Below are 22,926 nucleotides of genomic sequence, written 5' to 3'. Positions count from 1 at the left end.
CAAGCGCACCTGTTTCAGGCTTCAAGCAAGGCGCTAGCGTAGTGGGCATAAAAGGCGGGATGAGCCCAGCGCAGCGGAGAGAGCAACGGTAGGGGCAGCCCACGGATAAGGGCTTCGTGCAAGGCCTGATGAGCATCGGCCTCGCATCCGACTGTGGCCCAGATAACGGCCTGCCAGAAGGGGGCATCCCAATGCTCATCGGGGCCGACACAGGCTTGGGCCCGGCTGAGAGCTGCTTGCGCCGCCGCCTGCTCTCCCCGTATCCAGGCGCTGACTGCCCAACAAAGCAGGGCCACGTACTGCTCTGGTGCATTGCGCGCCAGGGCCTCCAGACGTTCAGCCATAGCGGCGTCTGGGCGCTCTTCGCAAAGAGCGACCCAACAGGCCAGCCAGCCATGATCAATGTGCATCGGATTAAGCGTGATAGCCCGCTGGCAGTCCTGGCGTGCTCGCCTGAGATCGTGCAAATAGAGAGAGGCCAGGGCGCGATAGTGATAAGCACAAGCGAAGTTGGGGCGTGCCTCCAGCACGCTGTTCAAATCGGCAATGGCCTGACGCGGCTCCCGCAGATGCAGGTAGAGTAAGGCGCGTTGAAAAATGAGGGAGGCCTCCTGCGGATGATACTCCAGAGCACGACAGTAGTCATGCAGCGCTGCATGAGGCTTTTTAAGCCGCTGATAGAGAGAGGCCCGCTCCGGGTAGATAGCGGCGGCCAGCCGTGGCTCAAGCTCCAGTGCACGTGTATAGCTTGCAAGCGCCTGGTGATAGGCGGCCAGACGCGCGCAGACGCGTCCACGTAGATAATGCGCCTCGGCCAGCATGGGCAAAAGATGCAAAGCTCGCTCGCAGTCACTCAAGGCCTGCTGGTATTGCCCGGCCTGATAACAGGCTTCCCCACGACCTAGATAAAGGCCTGCCTCATCGTCAGCAAGGGCGAGCGCACGGTTATAAAGCTCAATAGCCCGCTGGGGTTGGCCACGGTGGAGATAAACGGTCGCGCGGCGCGCCAGAGCAGTTGCCTGCGCCTTGTGGCCCTGCCTCTCCTGGTGCAGGCTCTTGGGATACAGCAGTAGGTCAGGCCCCTCCCCTTGGATGAAAGGCGCGATGTGCAGAAAGCGATAGACAAAGTGATAAACCGGTATAATGCTGGCAAATGTTGTAAATATACTTAAGGCCGTAAACATGCTGGTTGGGTTCATGCAGGCCGCTCCCGATCAGCAGTGGCTCTCTGTTGTCTTTCATATATTATTGTAGGCGACAGGACAACAGAGGACGGGGAGGAGGAAGACTGATCTGAGAAATCAACGTTCACGGCGAGAGAGAGCGAAAGGGAGCGAGGGCCTGCAGAACATCCTCAACCGAGAAGGGTTTTGGCATCAGGCCATCGGCCTGCAAGGAAGAGGCTTCGGCCAGGCGATCCATAGCCGACATCAGAATGATGCGGTGGCGACGGCGCAGCTCTGGCTGCGTGGCCAGTCGCTGGCAAAGCGTACTGCCATCCATGACCGGCATCAGCAGGTCAAGAAAGACCACGTAGCGCCCCTCACCCTGCAATACCTGCAGGGCCTCCTGTCCATTGCGAGCCGTGCGCAGGCGATAGCCCTCAAATTCAAGAATATCGATCATCATCTCACGGATGAGCGGATCGTCGTCGACAATCAGCACATCAGGCAGACTCTTCATGATTGCTGGCTGGTTCTTCCTCCTCCTGCTCGCGGGCTTCGGGTGGTGGACTAGTACGCGGTAGATAAAAGCTAAAGATCGAGCCTTCGCCGGGGACACTGCGCTCCAGCCAGAGCTTGCCCCCCATTGCCTCAATAAAGCGGCGGCAGATATAGAGGCCCAGCCCGGAGCCACGCACGGGCGTAGTCAGGGTCCGTGAGGCGCGGACAAACTTCTCAAAGATCTTATGTTGCTCTTCGGGTAAGATGCCCTCGCCCTGATCGCAGACGCTCACCACGGCCACCGGCAGATCGGCCCCTTTCTCGATCAAGGCCTCGTGATCAACCTGTTCCTCAGGGAGCGGCACCTCACCAAGCGTCATCTCCCGTACGCGAATCTCAATCTGGCTATCCGGTGGCGAGTATTTGGCGGCGTTGTCAAGCAAGTTGGTCAGGACCTGGCGCAGCAGTTGCGGATCGCAGTAGAGCCAGATGCCCTCGGGGACGTTAACCTCGATCTGCTGCTCAATGTTGATGCTCAAGATACTGACTGCCATCTGCACAGCGGTGCGCAACTCGACGGGACTGGGATGCAGCTCCAGCTTGCGCCCCAGGGCATCCATATTCGCGGCCTCGGTCATATTGGCTACCAGCGCACTCAACTGCTGGGCCGAGGCGGCGATTTTACTGGCGAAGCGCAGAATCTGCTGCGGGGTGGCGCGCGCGCTCTGGCGCTTGAGCAAGGAGGCATAGCCGCTGATGGCGCTCAGCGGCGTGCGCAGCTCGTGGGAGGCGGTGACAATGAACTCATCCTTGAGGGTGTTCATGCGTTGTAGCTCGGCGTTGGCCTCCTGAATCTGCTCGAAGAGCTGCGCATTGCGAATGGCACTGGCGGCCTGGCTGCAGATGGCCAGCAGCATGCCAATTTCCTCCGGCTGAAAGACGCGATCCTGACGCGGCGTATGAAGGGCTAGAATGCCCATGAGCTCGGTTTGGTACTGAACCGGAATCATAATCATGCGCTGAATCTGGGTCTCGCGCAGGAAGATCGCTCCTCCCTCGCTGGCTGTCTGCGCCAGCTCCTCGGCCAGGGCAGCATCAAGGTAGAAAAAAGCTCCCTCGCTCGCCATGCGCTCCAACAGCGACCCCTTGAAGGGCAGGCGAATCATCTCGATCAGCTCGCGCTCCTTTTCGCTGTCGGCGCGCATAAAGGAGAGTGCTTCATTACTGGCTCCTTTATTGCTGCGGGCATAGATAGCCTGGGCGACCAGCTCCTCTTTGTCCGCTGAGAGCTGGAAGAAGACGCTGACCTCAGCTTCAACCAGGTTGGCAACAGCGCGGACAAAGTTGTCCAGCATCTCGCGTACATTCAGTACGAGACTGATGGACTGCAGGGCACTATTCATGGCAGCTAGCGATTCTTCGCGCTGCCGGGCCTTGCGCAGCAGGCGTCGCGAGCGCTCATACAATCGAGCGTTCTCAATGCCAACCGTGATGATCTGGACCATTGTCTCCAGGACCTGGATATCTTCGTGCCGGTAGGCGTTGGGCCGCTGACTGGCTAGGCTAACTGAGCCGATGACGCGGTTGAACATTTTCATCGGCAGCAAGAGGAACGACTCGGCCTGGCGCTGGTCTCCCCACACCCCTTGCAGGAGCTCGTCATATTCATGCTGACGCAGGTGGGCCGGGCTGAGTAGCAAGGTGCGTTTCTCCTCTTGAGTCACACGCCACCACTGGCGACGTGTGCGTGGCTCGACTGACTCGGTAGGCAGGCCCTCAACCGGCTTGCCATCTCGGACGGCGTAGACGTCGTAAATCATGCGGGTGTCCCGATCGTAAAGGGTGACCAGCATGGCCGAGACATCGACGATGCGCCGTGTGAACTGATAGACTTGCTCTAGCAGATAGGCCAGGTTGACGGTCGATGGAAAAATAGCGCTGAGCTGCTGCAGGGATTGGAGGTGCTCACTGGTGCGCCGCTGAATTTGACGCAGGCGATGGTTTTCCAGATAGAGGGCCATGCGCTCCGTGAAGGCGTGGACCTCCTGGCGCTGCTTGAGGTCGAAGCCAGGCGCTGGCACCAGCTTGTAAAGCACAACCACCCCTAGGACTGGCGGCTGGGGCGCTACACGCTGGCCGCTCTCTTCGTGGGCAAGCAGTGGCTCCTGGATGGGGGCCGCAAAATACCAGTGGGGTCTGAGTTCAAGAGGGAACGGCATCTTGCGCTGCCCGTGAAAGGCATAGATGTAGCTCTCATGCTCCATAATGCAGGAGCGGTTCTCGCGCCAGACATAGCCGATAAGATCCTGACCGGGCGCGTAGCGGCTGCCTACCGGGAAGAGGCTTCCTGGCTGGGGTGGTACGTCTTCCAGCTCATCTTGAGGGGCAGGGGTACGTTTCAGACGCCCGATGGCCGAAGAAGATGGGTCTTGCAGATTGATAGTGGTTCGCCTGCCGACACGATGGACACCCTCCACGCCGCTCTGACCTGCGCTCAGGCTTGAACTGGGCTGCCCCCCTGCGCCCCCGTTGCGCAGACGCACATGGAGCCTGATCACCATCTGTCCTAGCAGGGCATCGTACAGCGCCAGACATGCCCCTTGAGCCGCGAAATGCACCATCATCTGGTGAAGCAGCTGTTTCAGGGTTGCTAGCGGATAAGCCTCATTGCCTTCTGGCTCCGGCTCCCCCCAGATTGCTGTCGGCATGGGTCTGTTCTCCTGTCTTCCTTTGCAAAGGCGCATAGGCGGCGCGGGCGTGCAGGCCGACGAACCACCCGCCCGCTTGCCGCCGCTGGTAGCGTCTGCTATGCTCGCGCTCGTCCTGTCGCGAGACAGGATATCACAAGCTGTGCTCCTTGTCACCAGGCTGAGGCCTCTCTGTTAAGGGAGGGAGGCCTGACCATTGCAGGCCAATAAGGGGGCTGGCGCAGTGGGCCGGCCTGGATCGGGTCTTTCCCCACCCGCGCAGAGCTAGATGCTGCTGGCAACCGCCGCCTGATGACGCAGGCTCCAGGCGGCCAGTCCGAAGAAGACCAGGGTGGTTCCGGTGATGACCGTCAGGTCAGTCAGCATGGCTGCAACAGCAGTCTGGCCGGTCAGCGCCTTGTAAAGGCCCTCGGCCAGGTAGTAGACGGGGATTGCCTTCACGATGATCATGAAAGATTGACCCTCAACAAGTTGTCCCAGTGGGCCGACAAAAAGCGCCGGCACGATGAAGGCAAAGATGAGAATGCCTGTGGCAGCCCCCGAGGCTGAGGTGGTGTTGAACAAGCAGCCGATCAGCAGACCAATAGCGTTGGTCAGACAGGCGCCGATGAAGATAAAGAGTAGTAACCAGGGTAAGTTACCGATGAAGCCCTGCATGGTAAGAAAAACGATGGTCAGCAGCAGCATCTGATAGGCCAGGCTGACAAGCAGCTTGCCGGCAATGATGTCACTAAAGGTAATGGGCGAGGCCAGCAGCATCCGCAAGGTCTTCTTTTCTTTCTCCTCAATGATCAGGCCGGGCACGATACTGGCAGAGTTCATGATGGCCATGATAAGCACATACATGACGAAGAAGGCTTTGCTGTTCTGGCCAAAGGCACTCGGCTGCGGCGGGTTGATAGTGCTGGTAACGACGGCTAGCGGTGGTTCAGGATTGACTACCTGCCGCCCATAGTCGGTCAGGGCCTGAGTAAGCAAAGCGCGCTGGGCTGTGTCAATACTGTCGCCATTCAGAAAGAGCTGCACTTGCGGATGACGGCCCGCGCGCAGATCGCTCTCAAAGGTGGGGGGCACGATCAGCCCAAGGGCGTAAGAAGACTGCTTGTGAGCGCCGTCGGGCCCGAAGGCGGCCTCGACTTCGACGGGACTCGTCGCATGACTGATGGCTGGCGCAGAGAAGGCGGAACTGACGATACGCTCAACCGGTGAGTGACCCGGATTATAGATGAGCAGGCGTGTTGGTGTCCCGCTGATGAGGCTATTGATGAAACTGAAAAGTACAGCCATGAAGATCGGAAGCAGCAATCCCACAAGCGTGGCTTTGTTCTGCACGAGGTCAATGATATCTTTACGGGCAATGGCCAGAATGCCGCGCAGGTGCATGATCTCATCCTTTCTGAAGCTTGGCTGATCGGGTCGGCTATCGCCTCTGACGTGAGCCAGGGCGTGCATGGCCTGAGAATTTACGATAACGGCACGCCAGCAACATGAAAGAAGACCTCTTCAAGGCTGGCTTCTTGCGTGTGCAGAGCGCGGACCTTTCCTTCGCTGAGCCAGCGCGCCAGCCGCTGCTGATCGCTAACATCATCGAGCTTGAGCGTGATGTCACAGAGACGCCGGGCGTGGTCCTGCTGTTCTTCCAGTGTAACCTGCAGCAGGCGCTTGCCATGTTGGAGCTTGAGATGGCGCGGGGTGTCGTTGGCGACGAGCCTCCCGTTCACGATGAAAGCAACGCGCTGACAGAGCTGGTCGGCCTCTTCCATCAGATGAGTGGTGAGCAGGATGGTGGTCCCTTCCTCGCTCAGGCGTCGGATCACCTGACGCACGGTATGGGCCGAAATGGGATCGAGACCGCGGCCTGGTTCATCAAGGAAAAGCACGGCGGGTTTGTGGAGCAGGGCCCGTGCAATGAGCAGGCGCTGCTTGAGACCCTGCGAAAACTTCCCTACCGGCTCACGAGCGCGATCGCGCAGGTCGACTAAGGTCAGCACCTCGTCAATGCGCTTCTCGGGCAGACCATAGAGCCAACAAGTAAAGCGGAGATTCATGCGGGCGGTGAGCCGCTCATAGAGGTTTTGCTCCTCAAAAACAATACCAATCTGCTGCTTCAGGCGCAGTGGCTCGTGAACTACATCGCAGCCGGCCACACGTGCCCAGCCGCTATCAGGAATGATTTGACCGCTGAGAAGACGGATCGTGGTGGTCTTACCCGCTCCATTGGGACCGAGCAGACCGAAGATTTCGCCACGCCGAACGCTGAGACTGAGATCAGCAACAGCCTGGCGTTGACCAAAGGTCCGCCGGAGCTGATGGGCTTCAATCATCAGCTCCGGCCCAGTCTGATGCTCCATGTTTGCCTCTCCTTTCTTGGCTGTCAAGGTTGGTCGGGGATATGGCCAGCCTGCTTCCCTCCCCTGGCCACTGACTCTGAGCTGACTGTACCATCTGCGGCTGCGGTGCGCCACAAAAAAAGGCCGACTGGCGCATCTGAGAGGTTAAAAGGCTTTCCTGCCAGGTTGAACGGTGATCGACTAGCGCTGAGTGGAGTAAAAGCCCAGATGAAAGATGCCTTCGTGACCAGCGCACAGGGCCGGCTGCAGGACAGAGTTCTGCTCTTTCTGGTCACGTTGGCTCTCCTGTATAATAATCGGCGATCGGTCACCTGGTCCGACTCAGGCTCAACCGCTGCATCGCGGAAGGAGGAAGCATCATGCTGTTGGAGGTCTGCCGTCTGGAGAAAACCTGTGGGGGGCGAACCGTGCTATCGATCGCTCACTTGCAAGTCCAGGGAGGGGAAATAGTGGCCGTCGTTGGCCCTTCGGGCTGTGGCAAGACCCTCCTGCTGCATCTGCTAGCTGGTCAGCTCAAACCTAGTGGAGGAAGCATCACTCTGGACGGGTGCGACCTCTCTCGTGATCGCCAGGCGCTGGCGCGCGTCGCTTTGCTCTTTGCGGAGGACCTGCTCTACGAGCGGCTGACCCCTCGGCAGTTTCTGGCTTTCTATTGCACGCTTTATGGCCTCCCCTCACAAGGCCTTGATGAGGTATTGGCTGCCGTCGGCCTGAGCGACCAGGCCCGTCGACCAATCTGCAAGCTCTCGCCCTCGGCTAAACGGCGCCTTTCCTTCGCTCAGTTGCAACTGCGCCAGCCGGCTCTGGCGCTGCTCGATGAACCGGTGGAACGCGTCGATTGGGACACCGCCCAGCTCTTTGCCCGCCTCATCCAGGATCTGGCCGCCCAGGGCAGCGCTGTAGTGCTCAGCGCCAAAGATCTTGCCTGGGCTGGGAAATTCTGCTCGCGCGTCATCGAGCTAGAGGCCGGGCGTCTCAGTGGCGACTATAGCTATGCGGCTCGCCAGGCCGGAGACGTGCCCAAAGAAGAACAGAGCCTGACCACGGTTGCACCAACGCGCTATGTTCCCTACAAAGTCACGGCACGCCGTGAAGATCGCATCATGCTCTATGATCCCTCCGAGGTTCTCTACGCCACCAGCCGCGATGGTCGCACTATTCTGCGCACTATTAACGGCGAGGAGGCCACCACACAGCTCACGCTGCAGGAGCTGGAGCAGCGCCTGAGCGGACGTGGTTTCTTCAAGGCTCATCGCGCTTACTTGGTCAATCTGCAACATATCAAGGCTGTCATTCAATTCACGCGCAATAGCTATACGCTCCAGCTTGACGATCCCCAGGAAACCATGATCCCCCTGAGTAAGCAGTCGGAGAAAGAGCTGCAGAGCCTGCTTGACTACTGAAGGAAGGTGAAAACGGTGGGTGCAAGGCAAGAGTCTGCTCGTCAGAGGCGTCTGGCAGGGCAGATAGCCGCTGGAAGAGGGGGGCAGGCGATTCGACGCGGTTGGCAAAATCTGTTATAGTGGAAGCGTCAAGCGTGCCGACACACCAAGCCAAGCCTCGAACCTTGCCAAGGAGTCAACGATGACAAGAGAGCATGCCGCAGCAGCTCCTCTAAAACGCACTCCCCTCTACGAGCAGCATCAGGCCCTTGGGGCGCGGATGGTGGAATTCGGGGGGTGGGAGATGCCGCTCCAGTACAGCAGCATCCTTGAAGAACACCGGGCCGTGCGCATGCAGGCTGGCCTCTTTGACGTCAGCCACATGGGTGAATTCCAGATCGAGGGTCCAGAGGCGCTGCCATTTCTTCAGTACCTCGTTCCCAATGATGTGGGGCGACTTGCCATCAATCAAGCGCTCTATACGACGCTCTGCTTGCCCACGGGGGGCGTCATTGATGACCTGCTAGTCTACCGTCTGGAGGCCGAGCGCTACATGGTTGTCGTCAACGCCGCGAACATTGCCAAAGATCTGGCCTGGTTTCAGGAACAGGCCCGACGCTTCAGCGCCGTCCAGATCATCGATCGCTCGCAAGAGACGGCCCTGCTGGCGTTGCAAGGACCTGCCGCGCAGGCTATCCTCCAACCCTTGACGCCCGTTGATCTGGCGGCGATTCGCTATTATCGCTGCCTGCCAGGCGAGGTAGCGGGTCTGGCCTGCCTGATCTCGCGTACGGGCTACACAGGCGAGGACGGCTTTGAACTCTACTGTGAGGCGCCAAAAGCTCCTCTGCTCTGGGAGCACTTGCTTGCGGCAGGGAAAGAACATGGCCTGGTTCCCGCAGGGCTGGGAGCGCGCGATACACTGCGTCTGGAGGCTGGTTATTGTCTCTACGGGCACGAGCTGACAGAGCAGACTAATCCTCTGGAAGCGGGCCTGGCCTGGACGATAAAATTTGAAAAAGGTGACTTCATTGGCCGCGAGGCCTTACTGCGGGTGCGCGAGCAGGGTGTAGCGCGCAAGCTCATAGGCCTGGAGATGCTCGAACGTCGCGTCCCCCGCGGTGGCTATACTATCTATGATAGCGACCATGACGGCGCCAGCGGAAGCACTGGGGATAACCAGCGTGCTATCGGCGTAGTAACCAGTGGGGCCCCCAGTCCGACGCTCAACAAGAGCATAGGCATGGGCTATGTCGAGGCATCTCGAGCTGTGCCCGAGCAGCTCGTACAGGTCGAGATCGGTAATCGGCGCCTGGCCGCTCGCCTCGTGGCTCTGCCCTTTTACAAGCGCCGCAAATAAGGAGTTGAGCAAGCAGGTTGCACGCCGCCAGTAGCGAAGCAGGCAGCAAACGCTGCGCTGGCCTGCGAGCAAAAGCAGAACAGAGTAAAAAGGAGATAAGAGGATATGGCGAGCCTGAATCATCCGGCTGATCTCAAATACAGCAAAACCGATGAGTGGGTCCGCGTCGAAGGCGACCAGGCAACCATTGGCATTACAGACTATGCTCAGGACCAGCTCGGCGATGTCGTCTATGTTGAAATTCCCCTGGCGCCTGGTCAACAGTTGAGCCGCGAGCAAAAGTTTGGCGACATCGAGTCCGTCAAAGCCACCTCGGAACTGGTAGCGCCGGTCAGCGGCGAGATTGTGCAGATCAATGAGCGACTCAAGGATCACCCTGAGCTGGTCAACGAGCAGCCTTACGGAGAAGGCTGGATGTTGGTCGTAAAGCTGAGCAATCCTGCGGAACTGGATGATCTTATGACCGCTGATCAGTATATTGCCTATCTCGAAGGGCGTTGATCCTGGCGCGTTTGCCCGGTGTGGCCCGCTCCGCTTATGTCGCTACTCTGCAGCTTCTCACTTGCCCATCTGCTTTCTCAGCAGCCCTTTGGCCTGCCAGACCACTGCCAGGAGAGGGAAGAGAGAGCGCGCTCGGCCTCGCCCCTGCCGGCGGGCCACGCTTAGCGAAACTGGTCAGATGTCTGGATGTCCTGTGTCTTCCCCCTGAGCGCCATCGACCGCCGGCTATCCTGACGAGCGGACCAGTGATCATCTGCGGCATCTGTGATCTGACCGACCCTGATTCCAGTTCACCGTTCAGGAGATGAAGCTACGATGGGATACATACCGAACACGCCCCAGGAGCAGCAAGCCATGCTTGAGCACCTGGGCTTACGCTCGATGGAAGACTTATTAGAGCCGGTACCCGAGGAGGTACGCCTGCGCCGTCCTCTCAACCTGCCGCCGGCCCTGGCCGAACCGGAGCTAAAGCGCCTCATGATGAGTATGGCGGCCAAAAACAGAAGCCTTGATCAGGTCATCTCTTTCCTGGGTGCCGGCACCTACGAGCATGCTATTCCCAGCGTTGTACCGCATCTACAGCGTCGCTCCGAGTTTGTCACCTCCTACACGCCCTATCAGCCGGAAGTCAGCCAGGGCATGCTCCAGGCCATCTACGAATTCCAAACAATGGTCTGCCAGCTAACCGGGCTAGACATCGCCAATGCCTCGCTCTACGATGGCGCCACGGCGCTCGTCGAGGCCGTTTTCATGGCCCTTGGACCCGGTGGTCAGGGAGAGGTAGTCGTCTCAACCGGCATTGATCCCCAGTATCGACGGGTTCTAGGTACCTATGCCCATGCGCGAGGCTTCCGCGTCCGCGAAATCGCGACAGAGAACGGGGTCACCTCGCTGGCTGCTCTGGAAGCTGCCATCGGACCCGAGACCGTGGCCGTCGCCATCCAACAGCCGAATTTCTTCGGTTGTATCGAGGATGTCAAAGCTATCGAACCAGTGGTTCACCGTCACAGTCGCACGGTCTTCATCAGTGTCACTAGCGAGCCAGCTTCCTTCGGTCTGCTGGCCTCGCCGGCGGAGTATAATGCCGATATCGCTGTGGGTGAGCTAATGAGCTTTGGGAACCCCATGAGCTTCGGCGGGCCAGCTCTAGGCTTTCTGGCCGCACGTGAGCGCTTTTTACGCCTGATGCCCGGGCGCCTGGTGGGACAGACCGTCGAAGAGGGAGGCGCCAAGCAGACTGGCTATGTTCTGACGCTGCAGGCCCGCGAGCAGCATATTCGCCGCGAGCGCGCCACCTCTAATATCTGTACTAACCAATCGCTGTTGGCCGTTGGTGCCACGATCTACATGGCGGCCCTGGGTAAGGAGGGTCTGCGCGAACTGGCCACGCTCTGCCTGCATAAGGCTCACTACGCCCAGCGCCAGATTAGCAATTTGCCCGGTTTCGCACCCGCTTTCAGTAGCCCCTTCTTCGATGAATTTGTGATCCGCTTGCCGGTCTCACCCAGTCGCCTGCAAGAGCATCTGCTGCAGTACGACATCATCGGCGGCTATGACTTGGGCCGCGACTATCCCGAGCTGGCCAATCATATGCTCTTTTGCGTGACCGAGACGCGCACTCGTGCTGATATCGACCGCCTGGTGGCGGCCTTGAAGGAGGTGGCGGCATGAGCGTTGAGCCGCTGATTTTCGAAAAAGGTGCCCCTGGACGACGAGCGGCAACCTTGCCCGCCCTGGATGTGCCTGCCGAGCCTCTGGAGAACCTGGTACCACCACACCTGCTGCGTCAGGAGCCGGCCCCGCTGCCCGAGGTCAGCGAGATCGAAATCGTGCGCCACTATACCCATTTGTCGCAGCGCAACTTTGGAGTTGATACCGGCTTTTATCCGCTCGGCTCGTGTACGATGAAGTATAATCCTAAGCTCAATGAGGATATGGCGGCGCTGCCAGGCTTTGCCGCGCTCCATCCTCTCCAGCCGGAGAGCACCGTGCAGGGGGCGATTCAGTTACAATATGAGTTAGAACAGTATTTGGCTGAAATTGCTGGTATGGCGCGCGTGACCCTGCAGCCCTCAGCGGGGGCGCATGGCGAACTCACGGGCCTGATGCTTATCAAAGCCTACCATGAGCATCGCGGCGAGGGGCATCGCAATCTCGTGCTGATCCCTGACAATGCCCACGGCACTAATCCCGCCAGTGCCACGCTGGCTGGTTACCGCGCCGTCGAGATCAAGACCGATCCAGCAACTGGCGGCCTCGATATGGATCGCTTGCGCTCGCTGCTCGAGAGCCAGGGGAAGCAGGTTGCGGCTATCATGTTGACCAACCCCAATACGCTGGGTATCTTTGACCGCAATGCTGTGGAAATTGCGCGTCTGGTGCACGAGGCGGGGGGACAGCTCTACTACGATGGGGCCAATGCTAACGCTGTCCTGGGGATCACGCGCCCGGGTGACATGGGTTTCGATGTTGTGCATTTCAATTTACACAAGACTTGTAGCACTCCGCACGGCGGTGGTGGGCCTGGCGCGGGTCCTATTGGCGTCAAAGAGCACCTTGTCCCTTTTCTGCCTGGCCCGCTGCCGGCCAAAGACGAGCAGGGCAACTACTATTGGGCTGATCCGGGGCCGCTCTCGATCGGCAAAGTACGCGCCAACACTGGCAACTTTGGGGTACTCGTGCGTGCCTACGCCTATATTCGCACCTATGGGCCGGATGGTCTGCTGCGTGTGGCTCAGAGCGCCATTCTCAATGCCAACTATCTGCGGCACGAGCTGGCCTCTGACTATGAAATCGCCTTCCCTCAGGTGCGCCTCTGCCAGCATGAGTTCGTTGCCACGGCTCAGCGCCAAAAGCAAGAAAGCGGCGTCACGGCCAACGACATTGCCAAGCGCCTGCTTGACTTCGGCATGTATGCCCCGACCATCTACTTTCCCCTCATCGTGCATGAGGCGCTGATGATTGAGCCGACGGAGACCGAGACACGCGAAACGCTTGACTACTTTGTCAAAGTGATGCGTCAGATTGCCCACGAAGCGCGCACCAATCCAGAGATCGTCAAGACGGCCCCGCACACTACGCCGGTAGGGAGGCTTGATCAGGCGCTGGCGGCGCGCCGTCCCAATCTGCGCTGGAGGCCAGGGCAGGAGCGGACTCATGGCCTTGGGCAGCCGTAGGCGCTATACGGCAGGCTCCTGAGAGCGAGGCTGAGAGAATGTGCGGACACAGCGACGAGCCTCTCTGACCTTGCTGGCTGTCTGTGTCCGCACGTGGTGGCCTGTCAAGGCGTGATACAATCACGTGGTGGCCTGTCAAGGCGTGATACAATAGAGGGAGGATCTGGCCGCCCATTTGCTCGGTGCTAGAATGGATTGCGCAACGTGAAAGGAAAGCATGCTCTATCGAACCATTCGTGAGCTGGCGGACGACATCCGCTCTGGGATGACAACCCCGGGAGAACTCGTCAGCGAGGCTCTAGAACGTATTGAGGCCCTCGATGGCGAGCTACGGGCCTTTGTTACCGTGATGCGTGACGCGGCTCTCCAGGCTGCCGAAGAGGCCGAGCGTGAGCAGCGTCGCGGTTTCTTCCGTGGTCCCCTACATGGTATTCCCATAGCCGTCAAGGACCTGATTGCCGTGCGCGGCGTGCGCCTGACCGCTGGCTCGCAGGTTCTGGCTGACCATGTGGCCTCAGAGGATGCCAGCGTTGTTGAGCATCTGCGACGGCATGGGGCAATTATCATCGGTAAGACCAACACCCATGAGTTTGGCTTAGGCGTCTTTACGCCGCCGACGCGCAATCCCTGGAGGCGGGAGCATGTCCCTGGCGGCTCAAGCGGTGGCTCTGCTGTAGCGGTGGCTGCTGGCATGTGCGCCGGAGCTATCGGCACCGACACAGGCGGCTCGATTCGCATCCCTGCAGCCTGTTGTGGCGTCACCGGCCTCAAACCGACCCATGGGCGCGTCAGTTGTCACGGTGTCATACCGCTCTCCCGTTCACTTGACCACGTAGGGCCGCTGGCCCGTAGCGCTGAGGACTGTGCCCTCATTTTCGATGCCATCGCTGGTTATGATCCGCGTGATCCCGAAAGCGTCTCTGGTCCGCCCTCGCGTTCATCGGCCCTGCTCATTGAAGGACCGGAGGGGCGCGGGCCGCTCTCGTTACAGGGCCTGCGGCTTGGCCTGCCCCCTGAGAGCTTCGTGGCGCCGCTCGATCCCGAGGTGCGTGCCGCCTGGCGTGCTGCTGTCCTCATCTTCCAGGAGGCCGGTGCCCAGATCAGTGAGGTGCCCCTCAGCCGACCTTCGCTCGCTACTTTCCGTACCATCCAGCTCCCAGAGGCCGCCTTTGCTCATCGTGAACGCGGCTGGCTTAGTGAGCGGGCTGCGTTGTATGGTCCTCTGACATTGCGTCGCCTGCAGGAGGGAGAGCGCATCAGCGCCATCGACTATCTTCGCGCTCAGCAAGAGCGGCGGCTCTTCTCCTCGCAACTGCGCTCGGTGCTGCAGCGGGTTGATGCCCTCGTGCTCCCTGCTCAACCGATGCCGGCCATACCTATCGATCAGATCGATCAGGAGATTACTATCGAAGGCCAGCGGGAGGAGGCCACGGCTGCCGCCTTGCGCCTCACTCTACCGTTCAACCTGGCTGGCCTCCCCGCGGTGGCGTTTCCCTGTGGCTTCAGCCGCGCTGGTCTTCCGCTTGGCCTCCAGGTGGTAGGCAATGCCTTCGACGAAGCGACTGTTTTGAGAATTGCCCACGCTTACCAGCAACTGACCGATTGGCATCGGCGAGACATTCCCTGAGCACGTCAGCAGCAGGAAGAATGGAAAGGAGGGCCTTATGGAGGCAGGTCCAGCCCCTGACCCTGATCCCGATCTGCCCCGCCAGAACGGCGCGCACCACCGCCAAGCGCACTTAGCGGCGCTGCAACAATCGCTTGTCGACCAGTTGAAAGCGCGTGGCTTCCTGCGCACGGCCCGGATCGAAGCGGCCTTTCGATCTGTGCCCCGTCACCTCTTCCTGCCGGGGGTACCGCCTGAGGAGGTCTATCGTGACCAGGTCATTCCCCTCAAGGTTGTCGACGGCGTCTGTGTCAGCTCCTCCTCGCAGCCGGCCATCATGGCCATTATGCTGGAGCAGCTTGAGCTGGAGCCGGGTCAGCATGTGCTGGAGATCGGGGCTGCCAGTGGCTACAACGCCGCGCTGATGGCCCACATTGTGGGTGAAAGCGGCAGCGTGGTCACTATCGACATCGATGAGGATCTGGTGGAGGGGGCGCGCGCGCATCTGGCTGCTGCTGGTTACGGACATGTGCAGGTCATCTGTGGGGATGGGGCCCTTGGCTATCCACCAGCAGCCCCCTATGATCGCATCATTCTTACAGTGGCCTCGGGCGATATTGCAACGCCCTGGTACGAACAGCTCAAGCCGGATGGGCGACTGTTGCTTCCTTTAGCCTTGCGCGATGCCCAATTCTCAGTCGCTTTCGAGCGGCACGGTGATCACCTTGAGAGCGTCTCTGTCCGCTGTTGCGCTTTTATGCTGCTCCGAGGGTCGTTCACGGAGGCCGGTGGCATCTTTGCCCTTGGGCCAGGATCGGAATCGGATGTTAGCTCTGCTCTTCAATTGCGTCTGAACAATTATCAGGCGGTAGATGTGGCCGCGCTCTATCGCGATCTAACTGGCCCCTGGTATGACCTGCCCAGCGGCGTCCTCGCCAGTCTGCATGAGATTCATTACGGCTTTAACTCCTGGCTCTCGCAGCGCGAACCGGCGGCCTGCAGTCTTGTAGCTCAGCGCGAGCATGCCGCGCTGGCCGAGCTACCCTGGCTCTTCAAGGTGGCTGGCCTGGAGACTCGTGCCACTATTGGCCTTGTGGCCGACAATCACATTGCCTTACTGGCTTTGCCTCCGGCCCGGAGGCTGCCGGCCAGTAGCAATGGAGAGAGCAAGCAGACTGCCTATGAAATCATGGTACGCTGCTTTGGCGGAGCCGGCTACCTGGCTCGGCATCTGCTTGCTCTTCTGCGGGCCTGGGATGCGGCGGGCCGGCCTGCTGGCTGGTATCTTTTCCCGGGCGACGAGCGCCTTCGCCTGCGGGTCTATCCGCTACATGTGCCCTGTCCAGAAGAACCGGCACCCGGGCGCCTCATCTTTACCCGGCGCTGGTCTCGTCTGGTGATTGAGCGCCAGGCTTGATTGACTCGAACTGGCGCTGCAGCTTGAGCATCTTGCGCTGCCAGGTCGCGGCATCCTGATTGGCGGCCAGGTGCTCCCACGGGCTGGTCTGCCAGTCATCGATCACCTTCGCAGGAGCCCAGGCAGGCAGCGGCATCTCCAGATGCCGTGCCAGGCTCTGAACATATGGTTCATAGAGCCGTCGCAGCTCAGCAAGGCGTCGCTCGCGCTCTGGCGAGACGGCCAGTCCCAGCTCTTCTAATGTCGCCAGCAGACGAGCGCGCTCGTCGCCGGCCAGACGCTCCTCAGCGCTGGGTCGAGGCTTCACATCGAAGATCTGAGCCAGGTCGACAGCCGCATGGCGCGCGATGGCGAAAGTGAACCAGGCAGTTTGTGCGGGCAGGTCATCCAGATAGGCGATAATCAAGGCGCAGGCGTCGAGAAGCGTTGTCAGGGCAGCCAGCCATGACTGACGTTCATGCTGCGAGCGATAATAGATCAGCACAGGGTAGGAGAGATGACTCTCAAGCAGCTCGGCGGCCCAACGCTCCCACTCGCGCAGCAGACGCACCAGCTCGGGGAATTGCTCACCACGTCCGTGACGACGCAGCAGCTCCAGAGCACTGGGAGGCGAACCGGCGTGTGCATCGAGCTGGGCAATGCTGGCCTCGCGCCGCGAGAAAGCCTGATAGATCACCGGCAGATAGCTTAGAACCAGCGCCAGAAAGCCAAAGCCTGTACCGGCCTCCACCACCGTCACCAAGCGCGCCGGCCCAGTCTGGGGAACCACGTCACCCAGGCCAAGCGTAAAGAAGGTCGTGCCACTCAGATAAAAGAGGGTCCCTAGGGTTACGTCTCCTTCAGGCGCGCGCACTGCCATCCCCAAGCTCCATTGGAGCAGAGCAAAGCCACTGACTAAGCCTCCGGCCCAGACCACCAGCAGGAATAAGAGCGAGAGAGGCCCATACAGGCTCAAAAAATACTCTCTCCTGGCCCCGTTGCGAATAAGATGGGCGGGATGTCGCCATAGCCACCAGCTTACCCGGAAAATCTGGCGTGCTAGACGAAAACGGTGAGTGACACGTCGCGGTAAAACCACGGTCTCAAAAGCATCTTGTAGGAGAACAACGATGAGAACAACGCTCCCAAGGCCAACGAACCAGGACATAGTAGGTACTCCTCCCGTGAGAGAGCTGAAGCCAAGCCAGGAAAGACCGCCTAGGCTCAACGCCAACCGTCAATAAGGTGATACTGTTTCAGGCTAGCCTATCAGCAAGAAGACGTCAATGCCAGCCCTCTGCTCTCCCTGATCCGAAAACAGGCAAGCTGTAAACAGCAAAGCGAGCCAGGAGTGGGCTGGCTCCGTTGAATGCCTGGTCAGCCGCCCGCCTCCGGGTCGGCTTACTGGCGGTTGTGAAGTGCATTGACAAAGTGCCCGTCTCTCCTGTAATCTGTCTGGAGAGACAAAAAAGGCCTCTCTTCTCTGGCTTGTGCCTTGGGACGGGGGATAAAGGTAGGCTGTTGGGGCTTCGCCTCGGCCCTTGTCCTTGGGTGATCCCATTGCCAGGTCAGAAATCAGCGAGCTTCTCTGTCTCCCTCGCCCCATGCTGTCAGCTACCATTGCTGGGGTAGAGGTTCTATTCTGACGACGGAAGATGAGGGCGCTGAACACTTGAGGGTGCTGAAGCAAAGAAAGCCAGCAAGGACACGATGGAACTGCTGACCGGTATAGTGCTTAGCGGAGCACACGGCATTTACGAGGTCTATACCGATCAGGGCAAGCTGCGTTGTACGCTCCGTGGCAAGCTCAAAAAGGCTTTGGCTGAGGCGGCTCGGGGTCGCACCGCGCGCGGAAAGGTCACCGGTCCATTAGCGCGTCAACAGCGCGCAGAGGCGGAACTAACGGCGCTACCATCGCGGCTGAGCGTTGGTGATCGCGTCAAGGTGCGACGCCTGGATGCGGAGACAGGCCTGATTGAGGAGGTGCTGCCGCGTCAGAGCGAGCTGGCACGGCGTGATGTTGGCTCGCGCGAGAGCAATCCTCGGGCGCAGACGCTGCTTGCAAATCTGGACCAGGTGGTGATTGTTTTCGCCACCACCCAACCGGAGCCTCATTTTGGCATGCTTGACCGCTATCTTGCCATTTGCGAGCATGCCGAGTTGCGCCCGATCATCTGTATCAACAAGGTCGATTTACCCCATGACAAGAGCGTCGAGGAAGCTGCTGCCCTCTACCAGCAGCTTGGCTACACTGTACTCTGGACGAGCTGCGAGACCGGCCAGGGGATCGAGCAACTGCGCGAGCTGCTCAAGGATCATATCACGCTCTTTACTGGGCCTTCAGGGGTGGGCAAATCCTCATTAGTCAATGCCCTCGAACCAGGCATGGCGGTGCGCACTGGCATGGTCAGCGCCGCTACGGGCAAAGGACGCCATACCACGACTGGCTCTCAGCTCTACCCTCTCTCTAGCGGGGGCTGGCTCGCCGACTCCGCGGGTATCCGAGCTCTTGCTGCCTGGAATATCCCCAAGGAGGAGTTGGCCAGTTGCTTTGTTGAGTTCCGCCCCTATCTGGGCGAATGCTTCTATTCCGACTGCCTGCATGTTGATGAGGAAAATTGTGCCATTCGCCAGGCCGTCAAGGATGGCCTGATCCACGAACGGCGCTATCAGAGCTACGTCCGCATGCTGAGAGAGGAAGAGCGCTAGCGGGAGCCAATGGCATGCCTGAAGAACGCAAGCTGGTCACCGTCCTCTTCGCCGATGTGACCGGTTCAACGGCGCTCAGCGCAGAGTTAGATCCCGAAGACCGGCGCACCTGGTGGGCCGCTACTACGAGCACGCCCGTCAGGTAATCATGACCCACGGCTGTACGCTGGAGAAATTCATTGGCGAGGCGGTGATGGCTATCTTCGGGCTGCCGCGCGCCTACGGAGATGATGCCGAACAGGCCCTGGCTGCAACGCTGGCCCTGCGCCAGGTTGTGGAAAACGTCCCTCTCCTTCCCCCGGCTTTCCGCCTGCGGATCGGCGTCAACAGTGGCGAAGTAATAAACCACAGGCGACACCAGTCGGGGCGATTGTTTAGTGACGGGCGACGCTGTCAACATTGCCGCCCGCCTGCAGCAGAGCGCCGCACCCGGTGAAATCCTAGTGAGCGAGCGCACCAGGCAGGCAAGCCGGTTGGCCTTCCTCTTTGGCCCGGCGCGCGAGGTAACCGTCAAAGGCAAGGTGCAGCCGCTGTGCGTCTTCCCCCTGGAGGCCGCCCGCTCAGGGCGCCTGCGGGAGCTGCCTCCCTTTGTGGGCCGCCAGCGCGATCTCGAGCAGCTTCAGCTCTTGCTTGAATGCACCTGCGAGGACCAGCGACCATGCTATCACTCCCTCATCGGCCCGACGGACAGCGGCAAGACGCGCCTGCTGTCGGCTTTTAAGGCCCTAGAGCGCTGGCACTCCCTGGCGCTGGAACAGCGCGATCCCCTCAGCGGGGCGCGTCTGCTGCGCAAGCTGCTCATCGGCAGCACGCGCTTCGCCATGCTCCACCCGCTCACGCTCATAGAGGTCGTCCGTCTGGGTCAAGAGGCCCTCACCCTCGCTGAGCAGGCTGGTGACAAAGACGAGATCTGGCGCCTGCGCGTCGCTCTCAGTTTCGGCTTGCTTATCAATCAGGACTCAGGTCTCTTCGAGGCTCAGGCGCTTCAAGAGATCACCAGCCTCTTATTCACAAATACACTCATGAAGCCCGTTTCTGGCACAGCAGAAGAGTGTACCTATCTAGAAGCCGTGCGCAACCTGATAGTTCAGGCCGTAGACTATTTCGAGCAGCGCGGCGGCCAGGTTGCCCTGAGTGAGGCCCTCGATGCCCTGGGGGGACTTGACCTCTTGCTGGGGAACAGAAAGAGCCTTAGCAGTCCTGCCATGCGCCGCCTGAGCCTGCCTGCTCTGCCCACTGAGGAGTACATCGATGCCATCAACGCGGCTGCCTACACCAACCTCTTGCTCGGCCAGTTGCAGCAAGTGATCGATCTTGACAAGACGGCCTGCAGTCGTGCTCGTACGGAGCTACCTCAGCCATACCTGAGCAGAACGCTCTCCGCTCTCGCCATCGCGGCCTTTCTCTCCGGCCAGTGGGAAGAGATCGACGCGCTGCTGCCCCTACTGCAAGCCACCCATGAGCAGATCAGTTCGGATGTAGAGCGTAGCGCCCATCTGGGCGACACCTACGCCTGCACGCTCTTCGTGTCGCAAGCGCGTGAAGCAACGGCGAAGTGGGAGCACCTGGCAACCTTGCTACACTCCCTGTTGCCAGAGACCTCGCGTTTCGTGACCGACCTCAGCATACTGGAAGCCATGCAGCAGGATGATCCGCAGCTCATGCCAGTCGAAGGTTTCCGGCGCGATTATTTACACCCGCTCTATCTCCTAGGCTTCTATAGCGAGCATGGCCTAAGCGCCCCGCCAGCCCTGCTGACTGAAGCCGAGCAGATTCAGAGCGAGGCAGACAGTCCCTTGCTGGCTCTCTACCTGGCGATTGCCCAGGCCCTGGCCACCAACGACCTGGTAGCGCTTGCCCGGGCCATCGACGAAGCCGAAGCTGCGGGACATCTCCCGCACGCCGCCCGTATGCGCCTCATCCTTGCTCAGCGTAGTGGCGACCGCCAGCAGCTAGAGCGTGCCCGTCCTCTCTTAGAGCGTCTGGGAGACCGCCGCGCCCTGCGGCGCCTGGCTGAGATCGAAGCCCACCTTCACGGCGCCCTCTCCGCACAAGATGCCAACTAGTCGCCCCAGGCTAGACACACTCATTCAGCGCGCAAGCAAGCCAGCAGCCCCCGCAGCAGCTCCTCATCTTGCTCCTCCAGGACAGTGCGCGGATCAAGCAGCAATGCATCGCGCAAAATGCGTCCCACAATCGGCACTGGGCGAGCGCGCAAACGACGAGCCAGCTCCTCCAACGAGCAAGGTACCTTTCCCTCCTCCAGAGCCAGCAACGCCGTCGGCAGCGTCTCCCCTGGCAACGATCCGCCGCCGATCGTTGACTCACCAGCACGCACGTTGGCCACAAACCCCTGCTCCTGCAGCGTCCTGGCCCAGCGCTCGGCCCGCTCCTGCAAGCGGGCAAGCGGCAGCGCAATCATCCGCCAGACCGGGATCATCTCCTCAGCCTCACCTCGCTGATAATGGCGCAGAGTGGCCTCCAGAGCCGCCAGCGTCAGCTTATCCACTCGCAGCGCTCGCATCAAAGGATGACGAGCGATGCGCTCCAGCAGTGTCGCGCGCCCCAAAATAATCCCGGCCTGAGGGCCGCCCAACAGCTTATCGCCAGAAAAGCAAACCACATCCACCCCTGCCGCCAAGCTCTCCTGCGGCATCGGCTCATGCGCCAGACCATAGCGCTCGCTTGGGAGCAAGCAGCCGCTGCCTAAATCCTCCATGACCAGTAGCCCGTGATCATGAGCCAACCTCGCTAAATCACTGATGGGAGTTGACTCCACAAAGCCACTGAGGCGGAAATTGCTCGGATGGACGGCCAGTAGCAGAGCAGTCCGCTCCGAGATAGCAGCCGCATAATCGCTCAAGCGCGTACGGTTAGTTGTTCCCACTTCCACCAGCAGGCAGCCACTCTGGCGCATCACATCGGGCACGCGGAAGCCACCGCCGATCTCCACCAACTGCCCGCGCGAGATAATCACCTCACGACCAGCCGCCAGAGTTGAAAGAGCCAACAGAACCGCTGCGGCATTATTATTCACCACCAGCGCCGCCTCGGCGCCAGTCAGCTCACGCAAGAGAGCGGAGGGATGCACATGGCGAGAACCGCGCCCGCCAGCCTCCAGGTCGTATTCCAAGTTCGCATAGCCCTGGGCCACAGTCTGCATAGCCTGCAGAGCAGCCTGGCTCAGAGGAGCGCGCCCCAGGTTGGTATTAATAATCACCCCGGTAGCATTAATCACCGGGCGCAGCGAGGGCTGAAGCATAGACGAGAGCCAGCGACGAGCAGCAGAGAGCAGCTCAGAGGGTGAAGGACTGGGAGCGCCCTGGCGGAGAGCAGAGCGGGCCTCTGCCACCACCTGACGCAGAGCGCGCGTCACCAAAGGGCGCCCAAACTCAGCGCTCAACTGCAGGCCTTCAGGTGACTGCAACAGAGCGCTAATAGAAGGAAGAAGACGCAACATCACAGCATCCTCAATAGCCATAGAGTCAGCCAGGGCGGGCCATGACCCACAGCAGCATGCTACAGTAGCATGCAGTGACGGAGCCAGGCACGGAATCTGGCCCAGAACAGGAGCAATGCGATTGGACGAGCGAACAAGCCGGCCAGTCAGCCAGTAACTAGGCAACCAAAAAAATCGCTCGGCCAGATGGTTGCGTCCCCCTCATCAATGCAAGGAATAGTACATCGTAATGCCCAGGCTATTGGCGATCTTCCCCATGATCGCATAGAGATCGGCATCATGGAGCCGACAAATCGCATACTGGTCGGCGAGCAACGTTCGGAGGACGGGATAGAGAAGCTCCGTCTTCACCAGGCTATCGGTATCCAGGAGAGGATAATCGCGCTTTAAGAGCAGATGGTGATAGGGACGGAGCTTGCCCCGATAGGACGTCAGCGCGACCACATTGACAGCGCCGGCGTGGCGGCAGAAAGGTTCAGCAGAGACCACCAGGGCCGGATGCCAGTCCAGAATGCGCTTCTCCTCGATGCCGGGGGGAAGGGCGGGATAGCCAAAATTCACCCAGTATACCATGCCGAACTGCACAGGCGTATGATACGTCAATGCTTCAGGC

The 22,926-nt window shown here is 60.0% G+C and carries 19 protein-coding genes; 11 read left to right on the top strand and 8 right to left on the bottom strand.

Annotated elements, in window-relative coordinates; translation table 11 throughout:
- Positions 1 to 14: 14 nt before the first annotated feature.
- The 5 genes from IRZ24_RS02505 to IRZ24_RS02485 form a co-directional block, all read right to left on the bottom strand.
- Positions 15 to 1,199, bottom strand: coding sequence for a tetratricopeptide repeat protein (locus tag IRZ24_RS02505; RefSeq protein WP_297160229.1), 1,185 nt, complete (start codon positions 1,197 to 1,199; stop codon positions 15 to 17).
- A gap of 109 nt (positions 1,200 to 1,308) precedes the next feature.
- Positions 1,309 to 1,683 carry a response regulator gene (locus IRZ24_RS02500; RefSeq protein WP_297160228.1) on the bottom strand — a complete coding sequence of 125 codons (375 nt, stop codon included), beginning with the start codon at positions 1,681 to 1,683 and terminating at the stop codon, positions 1,309 to 1,311.
- Positions 1,667 to 4,372: an ATP-binding protein gene (locus IRZ24_RS02495; RefSeq protein ID WP_297160227.1), complete on the bottom strand. Its 2,706-nt coding sequence runs from the start codon at positions 4,370 to 4,372 to the stop codon at positions 1,667 to 1,669. The genes IRZ24_RS02500 and IRZ24_RS02495 overlap by 17 nt, the downstream gene beginning before the upstream one ends.
- Before the next feature lie 264 nt (positions 4,373 to 4,636).
- Positions 4,637 to 5,755 (bottom strand): ABC transporter permease, encoded by a 1,119-nt coding sequence (locus tag IRZ24_RS02490; protein WP_297160225.1) that lies wholly within the window; start codon positions 5,753 to 5,755, stop codon positions 4,637 to 4,639.
- A gap of 80 nt (positions 5,756 to 5,835) precedes the next feature.
- The gene (locus tag IRZ24_RS02485; RefSeq protein ID WP_297160224.1) at positions 5,836 to 6,723 is read right to left on the bottom strand and encodes an ABC transporter ATP-binding protein; all 888 of its coding nucleotides are present in this window, start codon (positions 6,721 to 6,723) and stop codon (positions 5,836 to 5,838) included.
- 359 nt (positions 6,724 to 7,082) lie between these two features.
- On the opposite strand from IRZ24_RS02485, the gene IRZ24_RS02480 reads away from it, so the two are divergent.
- From IRZ24_RS02480 to IRZ24_RS02450, 7 genes are all read left to right on the top strand, one after another.
- On the top strand, positions 7,083 to 8,126 hold the full coding sequence (locus IRZ24_RS02480) for an ATP-binding cassette domain-containing protein (RefSeq protein WP_297160222.1): 1,044 nt from the start codon (positions 7,083 to 7,085) through the stop codon (positions 8,124 to 8,126).
- Between the two features lie 181 nt (positions 8,127 to 8,307).
- Positions 8,308 to 9,465 (top strand): glycine cleavage system aminomethyltransferase GcvT, encoded by a 1,158-nt coding sequence (gene gcvT, locus IRZ24_RS02475; protein ID WP_297160220.1) that lies wholly within the window; start codon positions 8,308 to 8,310, stop codon positions 9,463 to 9,465.
- A gap of 114 nt (positions 9,466 to 9,579) precedes the next feature.
- Entirely contained in the window at positions 9,580 to 9,966 is a 387-nt protein-coding gene (gcvH, locus tag IRZ24_RS02470) for a glycine cleavage system protein GcvH (RefSeq protein ID WP_366914218.1), read from the top strand.
- A gap of 315 nt (positions 9,967 to 10,281) precedes the next feature.
- On the top strand, positions 10,282 to 11,637 hold the full coding sequence (gene gcvPA, locus IRZ24_RS02465) for an aminomethyl-transferring glycine dehydrogenase subunit GcvPA (RefSeq protein ID WP_297160217.1): 1,356 nt from the start codon (positions 10,282 to 10,284) through the stop codon (positions 11,635 to 11,637).
- Positions 11,634 to 13,142: an aminomethyl-transferring glycine dehydrogenase subunit GcvPB gene (gene gcvPB, locus IRZ24_RS02460; RefSeq protein ID WP_297160215.1), complete on the top strand. Its 1,509-nt coding sequence runs from the start codon at positions 11,634 to 11,636 to the stop codon at positions 13,140 to 13,142. Before gcvPA ends, gcvPB begins: the two co-directional genes overlap by 4 nt.
- Before the next feature lie 217 nt (positions 13,143 to 13,359).
- Positions 13,360 to 14,769, top strand: coding sequence for an amidase (locus IRZ24_RS02455; protein WP_297160213.1), 1,410 nt, complete (start codon positions 13,360 to 13,362; stop codon positions 14,767 to 14,769).
- 37 nt (positions 14,770 to 14,806) lie between these two features.
- Positions 14,807 to 16,165 (top strand): methyltransferase domain-containing protein, encoded by a 1,359-nt coding sequence (locus IRZ24_RS02450; protein WP_297160211.1) that lies wholly within the window; start codon positions 14,807 to 14,809, stop codon positions 16,163 to 16,165.
- Here the strand turns inward: IRZ24_RS02450 and IRZ24_RS02445 are convergent.
- Positions 16,122 to 17,312, bottom strand: a complete 1,191-nt coding sequence (locus IRZ24_RS02445; RefSeq protein ID WP_297160209.1) for a potassium channel family protein — start codon at positions 17,310 to 17,312, stop codon at positions 16,122 to 16,124. The genes IRZ24_RS02450 and IRZ24_RS02445 overlap by 44 nt on opposite strands.
- A 542-nt stretch (positions 17,313 to 17,854) precedes the next feature.
- On the opposite strand from IRZ24_RS02445, the gene rsgA reads away from it, so the two are divergent.
- Genes rsgA through IRZ24_RS02425 form a run of 4 tightly spaced genes read left to right on the top strand, consistent with a single transcriptional unit; the run spans position 17,855 to position 20,919 of the window.
- A complete protein-coding gene (gene rsgA, locus IRZ24_RS02440; RefSeq protein WP_297160207.1) occupies positions 17,855 to 18,853 on the top strand; it encodes a ribosome small subunit-dependent GTPase A in 999 nt (332 codons plus the stop codon).
- Between the two features lie 14 nt (positions 18,854 to 18,867).
- Entirely contained in the window at positions 18,868 to 18,999 is a 132-nt protein-coding gene (locus IRZ24_RS02435; RefSeq protein WP_297160204.1) for a hypothetical protein, read from the top strand.
- The gene (locus tag IRZ24_RS02430) at positions 18,966 to 19,289 is read left to right on the top strand and encodes an adenylate/guanylate cyclase domain-containing protein (protein WP_297160203.1); all 324 of its coding nucleotides are present in this window, start codon (positions 18,966 to 18,968) and stop codon (positions 19,287 to 19,289) included. Before IRZ24_RS02435 ends, IRZ24_RS02430 begins: the two co-directional genes overlap by 34 nt.
- Complete coding sequence (locus tag IRZ24_RS02425; RefSeq protein WP_297160202.1) at positions 19,231 to 20,919, top strand: adenylate/guanylate cyclase domain-containing protein; 1,689 nt, start codon at positions 19,231 to 19,233, stop codon at positions 20,917 to 20,919. The genes IRZ24_RS02430 and IRZ24_RS02425 overlap by 59 nt, the downstream gene beginning before the upstream one ends.
- Positions 20,920 to 20,939: 20 nt before the next feature.
- Here IRZ24_RS02425 and selA read toward each other — a convergent pair whose 3' ends face one another.
- Positions 20,940 to 22,313: an L-seryl-tRNA(Sec) selenium transferase gene (selA, locus tag IRZ24_RS02420; protein ID WP_297160200.1), complete on the bottom strand. Its 1,374-nt coding sequence runs from the start codon at positions 22,311 to 22,313 to the stop codon at positions 20,940 to 20,942.
- Between the two features lie 204 nt (positions 22,314 to 22,517).
- On the bottom strand, positions 22,518 to 22,926 hold a 409-nt coding region (locus IRZ24_RS02415), incomplete at its 5' end, for a type II toxin-antitoxin system PemK/MazF family toxin (RefSeq protein WP_297151665.1).

The organism is Thermogemmatispora sp., from assembly GCF_019683755.1.
Taxonomy (GTDB): domain Bacteria; phylum Chloroflexota; class Ktedonobacteria; order Ktedonobacterales; family Ktedonobacteraceae; genus Thermogemmatispora.
The sequence above is the reverse complement of the archived record's forward strand: the minus strand, read 5'-3'. Positions and strand labels throughout refer to the sequence as shown.